The sequence below is a fragment of the Vibrio sp. 947 genome, from assembly GCF_033339115.1.
In the GTDB taxonomy this organism is placed as follows: domain Bacteria; phylum Pseudomonadota; class Gammaproteobacteria; order Enterobacterales; family Vibrionaceae; genus Vibrio; species Vibrio alginolyticus.
Genome location: NZ_JAWOTX010000001.1, coordinates 51,807 through 65,554 on the forward strand (window position 1 = coordinate 51,807; position 13,748 = coordinate 65,554).

The 13,748-nt window shown below is 45.0% G+C and carries 12 protein-coding genes; 2 read left to right on the forward strand and 10 right to left on the reverse strand.

Translation table 11 applies throughout. From position 1 onward, the window contains the following. Window positions 1-518: 518 nt before the first annotated feature. Window positions 519-1,595 carry a nickel/cobalt efflux protein RcnA gene (locus tag R7Q39_RS00210; protein WP_318075638.1) on the reverse strand — a complete coding sequence of 359 codons (1,077 nt, stop codon included), beginning with the start codon at window positions 1,593-1,595 and terminating at the stop codon, window positions 519-521. 135 nt (window positions 1,596-1,730) lie between these two features. On the opposite strand from R7Q39_RS00210, the gene rcnR reads away from it, so the two are divergent. Then, window positions 1,731-2,003, forward strand: a complete 273-nt coding sequence (gene rcnR, locus R7Q39_RS00215; RefSeq protein ID WP_005375370.1) for a Ni(II)/Co(II)-binding transcriptional repressor RcnR — start codon at window positions 1,731-1,733, stop codon at window positions 2,001-2,003. A 266-nt stretch (window positions 2,004-2,269) separates the two neighbouring features. Here the strand turns inward: rcnR and R7Q39_RS00220 are convergent, their stop codons facing one another. From R7Q39_RS00220 to ltnD, 6 genes are all read right to left on the reverse strand, one after another. Continuing rightward, window positions 2,270-3,763 carry a GntP family permease gene (locus R7Q39_RS00220; protein ID WP_005375369.1) on the reverse strand — a complete coding sequence of 498 codons (1,494 nt, stop codon included), beginning with the start codon at window positions 3,761-3,763 and terminating at the stop codon, window positions 2,270-2,272. Continuing rightward, window positions 3,763-4,722 (reverse strand): D-erythronate dehydrogenase, encoded by a 960-nt coding sequence (denD, locus tag R7Q39_RS00225; RefSeq protein ID WP_170890011.1) that lies wholly within the window; start codon window positions 4,720-4,722, stop codon window positions 3,763-3,765. The genes R7Q39_RS00220 and denD overlap by 1 nt, the downstream gene beginning before the upstream one ends. Window positions 4,723-4,783: 61 nt before the next feature. Then, a complete protein-coding gene (gene otnI, locus R7Q39_RS00230) occupies window positions 4,784-5,560 on the reverse strand; it encodes a 2-oxo-tetronate isomerase (protein WP_005375365.1) in 777 nt (258 codons plus the stop codon). Next, window positions 5,560-6,207, reverse strand: coding sequence for an aldolase (locus R7Q39_RS00235; protein ID WP_005385078.1), 648 nt, complete (start codon window positions 6,205-6,207; stop codon window positions 5,560-5,562). Before R7Q39_RS00235 ends, otnI begins: the two co-directional genes overlap by 1 nt. A gap of 11 nt (window positions 6,208-6,218) precedes the next feature. After that, window positions 6,219-7,475 (reverse strand): 3-oxo-tetronate kinase, encoded by a 1,257-nt coding sequence (gene otnK / locus R7Q39_RS00240; RefSeq protein WP_033906866.1) that lies wholly within the window; start codon window positions 7,473-7,475, stop codon window positions 6,219-6,221. A gap of 25 nt (window positions 7,476-7,500) precedes the next feature. Then, a complete protein-coding gene (ltnD, locus tag R7Q39_RS00245) occupies window positions 7,501-8,409 on the reverse strand; it encodes an L-threonate dehydrogenase (protein ID WP_213893300.1) in 909 nt (302 codons plus the stop codon). Between the two features lie 274 nt (window positions 8,410-8,683). Here ltnD and R7Q39_RS00250 point away from each other — a divergent pair, with 274 nt between their 5' ends. After that, entirely contained in the window at window positions 8,684-9,442 is a 759-nt protein-coding gene (locus R7Q39_RS00250) for a DeoR/GlpR family DNA-binding transcription regulator (protein WP_005375354.1), read from the forward strand. 177 nt (window positions 9,443-9,619) lie between these two features. Here R7Q39_RS00250 and R7Q39_RS00255 read toward each other — a convergent pair whose 3' ends face one another. From R7Q39_RS00255 to R7Q39_RS00265, 3 genes are read right to left on the reverse strand one after another with little or no spacing between them, the layout of a single operon-like run. Next, window positions 9,620-11,374, reverse strand: coding sequence for an ABC transporter permease subunit (locus R7Q39_RS00255; RefSeq protein WP_395221116.1), 1,755 nt, complete (start codon window positions 11,372-11,374; stop codon window positions 9,620-9,622). A 4-nt stretch (window positions 11,375-11,378) separates the two neighbouring features. Next, entirely contained in the window at window positions 11,379-12,893 is a 1,515-nt protein-coding gene (locus tag R7Q39_RS00260) for an ABC transporter substrate-binding protein (RefSeq protein ID WP_318075639.1), read from the reverse strand. Then, window positions 12,883-13,731 (reverse strand): ABC transporter ATP-binding protein, encoded by an 849-nt coding sequence (locus R7Q39_RS00265; protein WP_009698234.1) that lies wholly within the window; start codon window positions 13,729-13,731, stop codon window positions 12,883-12,885. The genes R7Q39_RS00260 and R7Q39_RS00265 overlap by 11 nt, the downstream gene beginning before the upstream one ends. Window positions 13,732-13,748: the final 17 nt, after the last annotated feature.

Consider the following 13,748-nt stretch of genomic DNA (forward strand, 5'->3'; position numbering starts at 1 on the left):
TCATTAATCGAGCGCTAAGCCTTTCTTCTCCAAAACCAACCAAACTGCATTTTGGGTCTGTTTGGCAGAGCAAGACATAACTTTATAACTATGTATCTGCTTGGTTCCCGATTACTTTAGACAGAAGGAAAAAAAGTCTTCAAAACGTCACATTTCTACGAGGTTTGGCGAAGGGACGAGTACGCAAAAGGAAACGTTTGCATAGTTAAATTTAACTATGCGACCAAATTGGTATCGAACATTAAAGAAAAGAGTTCTAATTAGCGTTTTGCCGTCGGGAGCGCTGTGGTCAGTGCTCCCGTTTTATCATTTAGTATCTCAGGTTCAGATATTAGAGCCACAATTGCAGCGGTTGTAATCCGAGATGCTTGGTGAAGCGAGAATGACTTGGTTTGTAGATATGGCAGCGATGTCGGATCGAGTGATTCTCAATCAAGAACCGGCAGCAAAACATGCAAACCAAGGCATGAAGCCATTACCCATACAAAAAGAAAGGAAAAGAGTCTTTATCACAGAGTTTAACTCGTCAGCGATATGTATCCATGCATACCCATGTATAAACCAACTGCACTGATCAAGACGCCCGATAAGTAAGGAGCTCGACGTGCAACATCATTCAAACCGCTCCATTTAGATGTCGCTTTTTGCACGCCCACTGCTGCCACAACGCCAACTGCAACCAGAGTCAAGGCTAAGCCAATACTGAATGACACAACTAAAGTCGCACCAAGAGTCATTGCCTTAAGCTGCAAACAGATAAGCAAAACCGTTACCGCAGCAGGGCATGGAATCAAACCGCCCGTTAATCCAAACAGCAGAATTTGCCCATTCGTCACGTCTCGATTCTCAAAGCGTTTTTGAATGTCTAAAGCGTGAGCGCGTTCGTGAGCATCTTGATATTCCTTATCTTCGCTTTCTAAATGAGAACCAGGACGAAAATGTACATCAAAGTCATGGGTATGATCATGGTGCCCGATGATCAAAGTGACAGAAAGTCCTTTAGAGACTTCAATGCAAGACGCCGATTCCAAGTATCCATCACGCTCTATAAAGTGATAGATATCAGCAGGTTGATAACCATCACTCAATACCGAAACCTTGATACCTTCAGCAGTTAAAGGTTTACCGCTGAGTGTTCGCAACTGGAAACGGTGATGCTCCCCTTCCTCTGTAATCGAAAGCGAAACATGCCCATGTCCTGTATCCACAACTTGCGTCGTCCAATCGCGAGCATGATCCTGAGCTTTGTTCCAAGCTCGCTCATCGCTCCATGTCCGCCAAAACATCCATACGCCGGTTGTCACGATAATGACCCCAGAGATAAGTTGCATCCATGGTTCAGCCGCTTCAGCGGTGAATTTCTGGCTAATATACATCCCGCCAACAGCGATTAACCATACAATTGCAGTGTGAGAAAGTGTGGCAGCTAAACCCAGCATCACGGCTTGTTTGACCGTTCCTTTCACAGCGACAATGAACGCCGCCATCATCGTTTTAGAGTGCCCAGGTTCTAAACCATGCAAAGCGCCAAGCAAAATGGCACTGGGAATAAAGAACCACCCATTACCTTGTTGTAGTAACGCGACAAAATCCATTGTTGTTCTCTGTTGTTGATTCTAATTTATCGCAAACTATACTCCCCCCTAGTATTAAATACTACCCCCCAGTATAAATTGAGTGCTACATTATCAGTTAGAATAACTCGGCCCGTAACTTAAAGAAGATAAGACATGTCGCATACAACCAGAGATCAAAAGAAGCTCAACACTCGAGTCAGTAAAATACAGGGTCAGGTGAATGGACTTAAAAAAATGCTGGAAGAAGAGCATGAATGCCAAGATGTGTTGCAGCAGATTGCCGCTATTCGGGGAGCAGTAAATGGTTTGATGCGAGAAGTAATTAAAGGTCACTTACTTGAGCACGTTGTACTTGAGGAAGACAAAACTCAACGTGAAAAAGATATGGAAGTCGTATTAAAAGTACTGGACTCTTATATAAAGTAACCCTACTTCGCTAGAGTAAAGTCACTAGGGTTACACTCGAATATATCCTTTATATGTAATCGCTTACTAAGCGGGAAATAACAATTCCATTTCATATTGATTAAGTTGAAAATGGAACCTATATCGGTTCAAGTTAAATAGTTTATTTATAAGAACTAAAACGGCCCAAACATAGGGCCGTTCATATTATTAAAAAACTCTAAACTATCTGATAAAAATACATATTGTGATAGGTTTTTACTTTATGGAAGAGTACAAGTAAACCTTTATACCTCTTGTAATTCGACGTGCTTAGCACTGTAAGATTTTGTAAATGCAACACACCCCAAAAGTACAGCAAGTGGTAACACAGGATCAAAGATTGAACCATGAGATCCGAAGAATAAGTTAAGAATCATGACTAATGAACCACCAATAGCCCAAGCAATTGTTGTTGGAATAGTCCAAATAATGAGTTGTTTCTTAACCTCAGTCACCCCCATTAATCGATTAACAATATGGAATAGCGAGTCATTAAAGTAGCCAGCAAATAGAGATCCCATCGTAGCTGCCGTCGCTGCGAATAAAAGGTTAACGTCAGGAATATTCACTAAAACTGGGGCAGATATAGAAGCAGCGGTTATCATGGAGACTGTACCAGAGCCCTGAATAATACGAACTAACGTCGCAATAATAAATGGAATCATAACCGCAGAAATAGGAAGCCCTGCAACTTGGTTAGCAATCTCTGCGCCCGCACCCGTTTCACGCAATACGGCACCTAACGCGCCACCAGCTCCTGTTACTAACAAAATGATGCCACAAGTGGAGATTCCTTGTTCCATCTTTTCATTCGCTTCTTCTTTGGTAAGGTTATTACCCAATGTGTAAACCGCTAGTAACGTCGCTATTGATAGTGCAATAGTAGGGCTGCCGATAAAAGCGATAAATTGACCAAATGTTGTTGCAGTCAGCCCTTCGAAACCGAAAGTCCCCTCTAATAAACCCATCACTGATTTCGCAAGTATAAGTAAAATTGGGATAATAATTGGAGCGATAGATTTACTTAAAGATGGTAGGTCTTTCGCTTCTTTACTTGCAATGTACTCTTTGTGATCATTAATCAGTTGCTCACTAGACTTCGAGAAATGTTCGGTTGGAATGAATTCAGGAAACTGCTTTTCTAACCATCTTGCATACCAAACAATACCCATGACACAAGGCGCTGCGATCATCAAACCAAAACCTAACATGCTGGCAAGATCGACACCAAAGATACCAGCAACTCCCAAAGGCCCTGGAGTCGGCGGAATAGCGTGATGCGCTACGACCAAGCCGCCCGCCAGAGCAACCGTAAGCGTTAAAATCGAGCGATTGGACGTTTTTGACAAAGACTTCGCTATTGGATAAAGAATGATAAGCGCGCTATCCACAAAGATTGGGATGCTAACAATATAGCCAGTTACAGCAAGAGCGGCCTCTTCTTTCTTTTTTCCTAACCACTTTATAAAATTATAGGCAATACTTTCTCCTGCTCCAGAAGCCTCTAAAATAGCCCCCATCATAACGCCGAGACCGATGACAATCCCTATACCGCCTAATGTTCCACCAAATCCTTTGCTAACGGTCGCAATCGTGTCGTCAACACTTAACCCACCAATAATACCTGCGATACATGCCGCAATTAACATCGCAATTAACACATGTACTTTTGTACGTAATACAAGAAAAACAAGGACTGATACGGCTACTATTAGTCCAATTACTGAGGTTGGTAACATTAGACAATCTCCATATTGTTAACAGAAATAAATTGTTGTAATACATCCTTGAAATTACTGTCTGCTTTAAATCCAAGCTCCAGTTCTTTAGTACAATCAATTTTTTGTGGCCAACTACTCACAATACGATCAATACCCGCATCATGCTCATAGGTAATATAATTAGAAAGTTGTTTACCCATTAGAGTGTCCATTGTTTGAATCATCTCAGCTGGTGTAGTTTGAATACCAGGTAAATTAAGCGTTCTATAGGACAGATTATTTAACTGCTCATAAGGCATTAGCCCTGCATATTGAATATTGTCCACCACTCTAGACGGGCTCGATATCCAAAGTTTTAGCGTAGGGTCTACAGGACAATTTGATTCTTGAGCATTCAAAGGCTCACGAATAATTCCGCTTACGAAAGAGCTAGCGGCAAGGTTTGGTTTCCCAGGGCGAATACAAATAGTCGGTAAACGTACGGATACAGCTTTAACAAAGCCTTTACGGGCATAGTCGTTCACCAATAACTCACCTATAGCTTTTTGCGTCCCGTAGGATGACTGAGGATGAAGTGCTGTTATTGGTGTAATCGTTTCCGGAAGATCACCACCAAATACAGCTAAAGATGAAGCAAACGTAAAACGAATATTAGGGTTTACTTTACGGCAACGCTCAAGCAATAACTGTGTGGTCGTCAGATTTACAGCTACGCCTAAATCAAAATCTTGCTCAGCATGGCTCGATACAATTGCCGCTAAATGAAAAATGTGTGTCGTTTCGGCAGTAATAACTTGGTCTATATTTTCTCGCTTTGTCATATCCATGACTAAAGAAACGACTCGGTCATCAATGCCCTCTAAGCGCGACTTTTGAATGTCGACAATAGTAATACTTTCAGCTTTGATTTCTTTTAGTAGTGATTTGGCAAGTAGGGTTCCGAGAAAACCCGCCCCTCCAGTTATGATAATATTCATAGTCACGACCCTTTGTTTTTGTAATTGGTTTCAAGTTATTTATGGATAGAAATTAAAATTGTTATAGGTATGGTTTAACCCAACTAAGGCCCAGCTGCGTGCTATGCCTTGGGTTGTATTCACAACCGATCCAGCCTTGGTAACCAGAGTCATCCAAAACATTGAATAGGTGTGGGTAATTCAGTTCGCCTTCCGATGGTTCGTGCCTTTCAGGCACAGAAGCAATTTGAATATGGCCTGTGTATGGCGCCACATCGCGAATCAACGTACTCAGATCACCGTCCATAATTTGTGCGTGATAGAGATCGAGCTGCAATTTCACGTTTGGACGAGCCACTTGTTTGATGAGTTCCACCGCTTCACGTTGATGTGCAACAAAGTAGTTCGGTACATCGCGATTGTTGAGTGGCTCAATCATCAGCTCAACACCATGTTCGGCAAACTTATCCGCTGCATAACGAATGTTTGAGATAAAGGTTTCAATATGCTGATCACGAGTGAAGCGTGAATCAACAATGCCAGACATAGCGTGAACCTTTTTACAGTTCAGTGCCTTGGCGTACATCAGCGCAGTCTCGACACTCGTTTTAAATTCATCCTCACGCCCCGGAATAGCTGCAAAACCTCGTTCACCTGCATCCCAATCACCTGGAGGCATGTTGAATAACGCTTGCTCAAAACCAAACTGCTGTATCTTGCTTGCTAGTTCTTGCGCTTCGAATGCGTATGGGAAAAGGTATTCCACCGCTTTGAAGCCCGCTTGGTGTGCTTTTTCGAAACGATCTAGAAAAGGAACTTCTGTGAATAACATTGTCAGATTTGCCGCGAATTTAGCCATTACTTACCTCTCCCTTTTAGGTCTTGAATCTCAGTATCCGTTAAATAGCGGATGTTGCTGTCTTTAAGAATGAACGCTAGCTTCGCTGTCTCTTCTAGCTCTTCTGCGTTATCTACTGCATCTTCAAAGTCCGTACCCGTGATCACTGGACCATGGTTCGCCAGGAGGAAAGCTCGGTAGTCACTAGCCCGTTGCGCAAGTTCTTCAGCAATCTGAGGGTCGCCCGGGCGCAGGTACGGAATCACTGGCAGTTCGCCAATGCGCATTACAAAGTAAGGTGTAAAAGCTTTGATGGCATTCTCGCGATCTAAACCTTCAAGACAAGAAAGCGCCGTCAAGTAAGTAGAATGCAGATGCACAATCGCATTACACTTTGAGTTATTTCGATAAATCGCCAGATGAAAAGCCACTTCTTTTGATGGCTTTTCACCAGAGATATGGTTGCCATCAATATCTACAACCGAAAGCTCTTCAGCAATCAAGCGGCCGAACGAAGAACCAGTTGGCGTTGCCAGAAAGTGTCCATTAGGCAGTTTTAGAGAAAGATTGCCAGCGCCGCCAGTCGCATAGCCACGTTCAAACATAGAGCGAGCCATAGTGACCATTTGCTCTCGCAGTTGTTGTTCTGTCATCAATTCTTTATTCATCACAACCTCACCTATTCAAAAAACGACTGTGCTTTGGCAAAGAAGTGTTCATCGCCGAAGTTGCCCGATTTCAGAGCCAAAGAAAGCTCGCCTTCAAGTGACTTCACCCAAGGTACACCTGGTGCGATTTGAGGACCGATATGAAAACCTTTTACGGCTAGGCTTTGGGTTACAACCCCTGAGGTTTCCCCACCCGCAACGATGAAATTTTTCACACCGTGCTGCTGAAGTTTGATTGCAAGTTGGCTAAAGAATTGTTCAACCGCGTGACTTGAAGAATGCGCGCCAAACTCTTGTTGAATCGCTTTTAACGCCGCTGCATCTGCGGTTGCGTAAACCAGTGGTGCGAACTCGCTTTCGATGTTGGTCATGACCCAATCAAACACTTGATTTGAGTAATCTTCTTCCGTCAAACACGCCTTCACATCAATAGCAAAGTGTGGCGCTTTTTCTTTGTAAACAGCGACCTGTTGGTTGGTCATGACAGAACAAGATCCAGATAACACAACGGTTGGTGCCTTTTTAGGGTTCCCCTCTTGCTTCGCATCACTTTGATCTTCAAGGTTCTCTATCCAGTTCTTAGCAATACCCGCAGCCAAACCAGAACCACCAGTTACCAGTTTTAGAGACTTCGCCGCTTTGCCAAGTGTGACAAGATGCTCTGCATTGAATGCATCAACCACTGCATAGCGGTTGCCTTGTACTTTTAGCTCTTCAAAGCGCTCAATTACCGCTTTTGGACCTTGTTCAATTATTTGGAAGTTCACCAGGCCAGATTTGCCTTGAGATTGAGCATCCATCATACGAACTAGGCTTGAATCAGTCATTGGGGTCACAGGGTGATTACGCATACCCGAGTCGCTTAGCAAGTCTTGGAATACAAATAGATGGCCGTTGTAAACTGTGCGACCATTCACTGGTAATGATGGGCATACAATGGTGAACGCTTCACCTAGCTCTGCAAGCAGTGCATCCGTTACAGGACCAATGTTACCTTCTGCTGTGCTGTCAAACGTTGAGCAGTACTTGAAGTAAAACTGCTGACAGCCATTTGCTTGCAGCCACTTAAGCGCAGCTACTGAATCCTCGATTGCCTCATCTACAGGACAGGAACGAGATTTAAGACTGATCACGACCGCATCTGCGTTTACATCAATCTCTTCTTTTGGAATACCGTTAAGCTGAACTGTGCGCATGCCGTTTTCTACAAGAAAACCTGCGATGTCTGTTGCGCCAGTAAAGTCGTCTGCGATAACGCCTAATAACATCATTTTTTCTCCGTTTTACGTGCGCTTACTTCTGTTTGTTTTCTACACCTGGAAGCTCAATACCATCAAAAATCTTGATAACGGCACTGTCGTCCTCCTGGCCAAAACCAGCATTGCTTGCACTCAAAAACATGTTTAGTGCTGTGCTTGATAGAGGAAGTGGAAATTTGAGATCTTTTGCTGTGTCCGATACGAGGTTTAAATCTTTCACAAAGATGTCGACCATAGATTTAGGGGAGTAATCACCATCAACTACATGCTTCATGCGGTTCTCAAACATCCAAGAGTTACCCGCTGCATTCGTCACTACGTCGTACATCAGGTCAAGAGGAATGTTTGCACGTGCCGCTAATGCCATTGCTTCAGCACTAGCTGCGATATGAACACCTGCTAGCAATTGGTGGATAATCTTCACAGTTGCGCCTAGGCCAATCGCTTCACCGATGTTGTAGACTTTAGCTGCCGTTGCGTTGAGTACTGGTTCAAGTGCATCAAATGTGCTTTGCGCTCCCGACGCCATAATAGTCATCTCACCTAATTCTGCTTTTGCAGCACCACCAGATACCGGTGCATCAAGCATCACAAGATTGTGTTCTGCCAATTTCGCTTCAATTTGTTTTGCGTCTTCTGCTGAGATGGTTGCTGAAACCATTACTGGCGTATTCGGCTTAAGCGCTGTAGCAAGACCGGTTTTGAACAAGACCGTGTTAACTTGAGCTGCGTTCACAACAAGAACTAGAACCGAATCAAGCTTATCTGCAAACTCAACTGCATTTGTAGAAACAGCTTTTGCACCGAATGAACCTAACTCTTCAAGCGCTTGAGAATTTAAATCGAAACCATAGACATCTAGGCCTGCACGCACACATGACTTTGCGGCGCCCATTCCCATAGAGCCTAAACCGATAACACCTACAGATTGAACTTCACTCATAAAAACAATGCCTTCTGGTCTATTAAACTTTGTTAATTCTTGTTTGGTTGATGTGATTATATGTGAAGATTAATACTAAGACCTCGCTTTGAATCACATTTTTTCACACAAATTAACAATGTCGTGATATATACCTCTTTATGGGCAGAGATATTCCGAGCAGTTAACACAAGCGAAGGCTGTTCTTACAACGTTGAGAACATAATTCACAGATATTCACAACAAATGAAAAGATTGGTAGGATACTGAAAAACAAGAATATAGAAGTGAAACTATGATCCCAGCAGAACGTCAAAGAACCATATTATCCCTGTTATCACATCAAGAAGTGTTAAGCATTTCAGATTTAACCGACCACCTTGGCGTATCACATATGACCATTCGTCGTGATATCGTGAAGCTTGAATCCTCAGGTAAAGTCGTTTCTGTTTCTGGTGGAGTGCAACTCGCTCAAGCTCTACATTCCGAACTTTCCCATGATGCGAAGGTCGAGCAACAAGCGGATGAAAAAATTCAAATTGGTAAGCTGGCGGCTACGTTAATTGGTCAAGACGCTACGATTTACTTGGATGCGGGAACAACCTCTCTAGAAATCGCCCATCAAATAGCAAATCGTAATGATCTTTTAGTGATCACCAATGACTTCTCTATTGCTGCTTTCCTTATGACGCACAGTGAATGTGAGCTTTACCACACTGGGGGAAAAATTGACCGCGAGAACCAATCCACCATTGGAGGAAAAGTCGCAGAGTTCTTGAATGGGCTAAATATTGATATCGCCTTTATTTCGACTTCATCTTGGAGCTTGAAAGGCTTATCAACACCTAATGAAAATAAAGTTCTCGTTAAAAAAGCAATCATCAAGGCGGCACAAACCAATTATCTGATCTCAGACTCAACTAAATACGGTCAGATAGCGAGCTTTCATGCATTAGACATCGAGCAATTGGACGGAATTATTACCGATCGAAACCTATCCGAAGTGGTCACTCAAGAATTAACGGATAAAGGATTACGTGTGTATAAAGAGTAACACTACCTAAACATCTGAGTTCGCGTAACTTTTATACTCGTTAATTTATAGATACTTCCAATATACATAGACCGTGCTGTGTACTTTCTGGCAGAAAACACATCCTTTTGTTTTCTAAATTACCAAATTACTGATTACATCTGGATATGGAAGCTCACTTCGCTTTATCGCTGCTCGTCACTTGTCATCAAAAATCAAATTCACCGCAATTGCAATCAAAACCAAGCCTGAGATTGGCAGTAAGACACCCAATGGTGAGCGCTCGATGTAAGGCAGATTCTCTGCAATCAATAAACCCCACTCAGGTTCTGGCGGCTTAACGCCAAGTCCGATAAAACTCAGAGAAGTCAGGCTAAGCGTAATGTAAGGCAAACGCAGAAACGCGTGGCGAATCAATGGCGGCAGCACATAAGGCAACAAGTAGTAACGGAGTACTCGCCACTGACTGGTTCCCCAAATGGGCGCAAGATGCGTGTAAGGCTGCGCTTTGGCTTCCATCAACAAACTTGCACAGTGCGCCGCTAATGGTGCCCATGACACCATAACAATAGCAATCAAGGCACTGTTTGGGTTCATTCCCGTTAGACCAGCAATCAGCAGACCCGCCACAATGTATGGCACACCTTTGGTGATCTCAATTAAGCCTTGGCTATAACGAGTCACAAAGCCGAGCAGCAAACCAATCACCAAACTAAGGGAGGTTGCGATGATGCCCATTTTGATTGTCGACATCATACCGCCGCCAACACGAGCAAGCAGATCTCGCCCGACCGCATCGGCACCAGACGGTGCTGCTAAGCTTGGCGATTCAAGGCGGGTAAATTGGATAGTGTAAGGATCGCGCATTAAGGCCCATCCCGCACAACCAATCAGCAAGGCAAAGATTGTCGCACTGACGATGCGTTTGGTGGTGCTTTGGGTAAAACGGAACGTGCTGTGACTGCTGATCAACTTACCACTTGTGACACTGTGCCCGAGTAACCAGCGTTGCAATAAGATGCTCGCACTACTGATCAACATCGAGAACACCAGCAACACCAACAAACCACCTTGCAGCATCGGCAGATCTTGTGACTTCGCCGCGCCTAAAATTAGTCGTCCGATACCCGGAATGGAAAACACTTGTTCCACAGCAACCGCGCCGCCGGTTAAACCAATCACCGTCATTGCGATTTGAGGAATCAAGTTACTAACGGCACGCCACAAGGCAAAGCGTAAGATTTGAAACTTACTGACGTTCGCCGATAGCCAAGTGATCACCCAAGGCTCATCTAGTACACGCTTGAGGCTGTCATTGAGCAAGCGCCCGAACAAACCAGCCGCAGGCAATGCCATTGCCAAACTTGGTAACCAGAGGTTTTGCACGCCCTGCCAACCATAAGGTGGGAACCAACCCAACCAGATGGAAAACACCATGATCAGCAATGAAGCAATCACGTATTCCGGCAATGAAACCAACACCGAACTGAGCGTGTCATGATGTTTGTCTAAACGATTCTGTTGCCAACGATGCACAGTGTAAAACACGCTCGCCATGCACATTACAAATGCCATGCCTAGCGCTGTAAGCATCAGTAATAGCGACGTTTTTGCGGTTTGTTGAACGCTCTCCATCACGGATGCGCCACTCACCCAAGAGACACCTAAGTCACCTTGCATGGCAAGCGTCAACCAATCCCACAGTCGCTCAGCAGCGCTGCGGTCAAGTTGAAGATCTTCTCGAATTGCTTGCAGAGCTTCTGCCGTCAGCAATTGTTGAGCACCCGCACGAGCACGGAGGATTGATTGGCTTGGGTCGATACCGGCAATATCCGGCATCAAACCCACCAGCACAACCACTACCCCGAGTGACAGGAAGCGCGACAAAAAACGCGTAAACCATTCAGGCATACAAGCGCTCCAACGAGAGCGCATGTTGGCAACAGACGACATCGAGTTAGTTCACCTCAGTAAACTGGTCGATCAGGCGACGCTCACGTGGGTCACGTTGTGCGTTCTTCACGCGGTCACTCTCACCTTGGATTACACGCTCGTGAAGCAGTGGAATCACAGCGTATTGCTCAAGGATTTTGCTTTCTGCTTCGATGATCGCTTGTTGGCGTTTCTCACCCAAAGGCTGACGATCAGCGTGTTTCAATGCTGCGTCCACCTCTTCTGAGCAGAACTGCCCTAGGTTGTAAGAACCTTTACAGCTAAAGTCACTTTGCATATACGCCACTGGGTCACCAGAATCCAGCACCGTTGGACGTGACAACAAGAACGCATCGAACTTACCTGCTAGTGCATCGTTTTCGATTTGTGCATATTCACGAACGTCTAGTTCAACCACAAAGCCAGCCGCTTCAAGTTGTTGCTTTAGCAGCACCGCCACTTCTGGCAACTCAGCACGGTCGGTAAACGTACCAATGGTGATCTTCTCCCCATTCGCGTGGCGCATTTCCATGGTTTCCATACGAGGGTTCGCGTCACGAATTGGTTGAGCCCATGCCAATGCTGGACCTAACAGACCTTTCGCTGAATCGGCGTGGTTCTCGTAAACCGTTTTGATGATTTGCTCACGGTTAACCGCTTGAGCCGCTGCTTTACGCAAACCGAACTGGCTAAACACATCTGATTTATTGTTTAGGTAAAGCGTGTTGGTACGCGGCATTGCGACTTCGTGCAGCTGTGAAGATTCCATCATCGCGATTTGCGAAACAGGAACGGCTTCCACTACATCCGCCTCACCAGTACGCAGTGCTGCAGCACGAGCAAAACCGTTTGGTACGTATTCAGCAAAGATACTGTCTACTTTTGCTTTTTCACCCCAGTAACCGTCAAAACGCTTCAGTTTTGCGCTGGTTGTCCCGTTGATTTCTGTCAGAACGAATGGGCCCGTACCTGCTTTGATTGGCACAACACGACCGTTTTCTTGATATGCAGCACCAGAAAGGATCGCTAGCTGTGGGCTAGAAAGACGGCTTGGCAACAGTGGATCGTTAAAGGTCGTTTTGATTTCAACAGTGAAGTCGTCCAATGCGCGAACTTGCCATTCGATACCGTCCAAGATGCGTGGTTTAGGTGCGGCATCTAATGCTTTTTGTAGAGAGTTCACAACCGCGTTGGCATCAAGCTCAGAACCATCGTGGAATTTCACGCCTTTACGTACCTTAAATTGCCACGTCATTGGGTCAACTTGTTCCCACTCTGTTGCCAGCATAGGCTCTGCTACCGACTGATCGTTTAGGTTCACTAGCGTTTCTGCCGTGCTCCAACGTGACAGTTTGAACGCGTCATCTGAAAGTGGTGACAAACCTGTGCGTGGTGGTTGCATCATGGCAACACGAATTTCCGTTGCTTGCGGTGCAGCTGCTTTTTCCGCTTCTGGCTTGCTTTCGCCAGAGTCAAAACAACCGGTCAGCAGTGCGCTTAAAGCCAGCGACAAAGCTAACTTGGGAGTACTAAGGTGCATAAGAAACCTCTCCAATGGTTTTTGTGAATTCATTACTTTTGTGTTGAGCGCTCATCAAGGCTCTCGTGATCAAGTGTGATGGGTTATTTGTCACGTTTTGTGCCGTGCCGTGCTCGACAACGCGTCCTTTGTCTAACACTAGGATTTCATCGCATAGGGTTTGTGCCGCATCGAGGTCATGTGTCACCAAAATCAGGCGCATCTGACGACTCTTTTGAATGCCTGCCAACAAGTCGAGAATCTGTTTACGACTGACGGGGTCTAGGCTGCTGGTTGGCTCATCGGCAACCAACACACAAGGCTCAACAATTAAAGCTCTGGCGATAGCCACACGTTGCGCTTGCCCAACTGATAGTTGCTGCGGGTTACGATCCAGCAATGTGAGATCCAAACCGACATCCGCCAAGACCTTTTCCACCTTCTCGTTAAGCTCTTGCGTCAAACCAATGTTGCTTAACGGCTCCAGTAAGATCTGGCGAACGGTGTAATACGGATTCAAGCTAGACTGCGGCTCTTGCGGAATCAGTTGAATGTGCTGACACAACTCTTGTCGCTGCTTAGCCGAGCTACGCGATAGCGGATAGCCACACACATACACTTCACCAGATGTGGGCTTACGAAGACCGAACAAAAGCTCAATCAAGGTCGATTTACCCGCACCAGAAGGACCAACAATCGCAATGTTCTTTGTGTCGATAGCAAGATCCAATTGTTCAAGCGCTTTAAACGGTTTACCCCCTAACCAACTTGGTTTGGAGTAATAGTGAACACTCGCTTGCTCAAAGCGAACTTCCGCCGATTTAGGCTGCGTGTGCCCGCTCAAGTTGTGCTTAGTCAAAATAGGCTCCAGAGATG

What these genes read in the sequence shown, in the direction of transcription:
- R7Q39_RS00210 (WP_318075638.1), bottom strand. Translation starts at nt 1,595, where the DNA reads ATGGATTTTGTCGCGTTACTACAACAAGGTAATGGGTGGTTCTTTATT.
- rcnR (WP_005375370.1), top strand. Translation starts at nt 1,731, where the DNA reads ATGTCGCATACAACCAGAGATCAAAAGAAGCTCAACACTCGAGTCAGT.
- R7Q39_RS00220 (WP_005375369.1), bottom strand. Translation starts at nt 3,763, where the DNA reads ATGTTACCAACCTCAGTAATTGGACTAATAGTAGCCGTATCAGTCCTT.
- denD (WP_170890011.1), bottom strand. Translation starts at nt 4,722, where the DNA reads ATGAATATTATCATAACTGGAGGGGCGGGTTTTCTCGGAACCCTACTT.
- otnI (WP_005375365.1), bottom strand. Translation starts at nt 5,560, where the DNA reads ATGGCTAAATTCGCGGCAAATCTGACAATGTTATTCACAGAAGTTCCT.
- R7Q39_RS00235 (WP_005385078.1), bottom strand. Translation starts at nt 6,207, where the DNA reads ATGAATAAAGAATTGATGACAGAACAACAACTGCGAGAGCAAATGGTC.
- otnK (WP_033906866.1), bottom strand. Translation starts at nt 7,475, where the DNA reads ATGTTATTAGGCGTTATCGCAGACGACTTTACTGGCGCAACAGACATC.
- ltnD (WP_213893300.1), bottom strand. Translation starts at nt 8,409, where the DNA reads ATGAGTGAAGTTCAATCTGTAGGTGTTATCGGTTTAGGCTCTATGGGA.
- R7Q39_RS00250 (WP_005375354.1), top strand. Translation starts at nt 8,684, where the DNA reads ATGATCCCAGCAGAACGTCAAAGAACCATATTATCCCTGTTATCACAT.
- R7Q39_RS00255 (WP_395221116.1), bottom strand. Translation starts at nt 11,374, where the DNA reads ATGTCGTCTGTTGCCAACATGCGCTCTCGTTGGAGCGCTTGTATGCCT.
- R7Q39_RS00260 (WP_318075639.1), bottom strand. Translation starts at nt 12,893, where the DNA reads ATGCACCTTAGTACTCCCAAGTTAGCTTTGTCGCTGGCTTTAAGCGCA.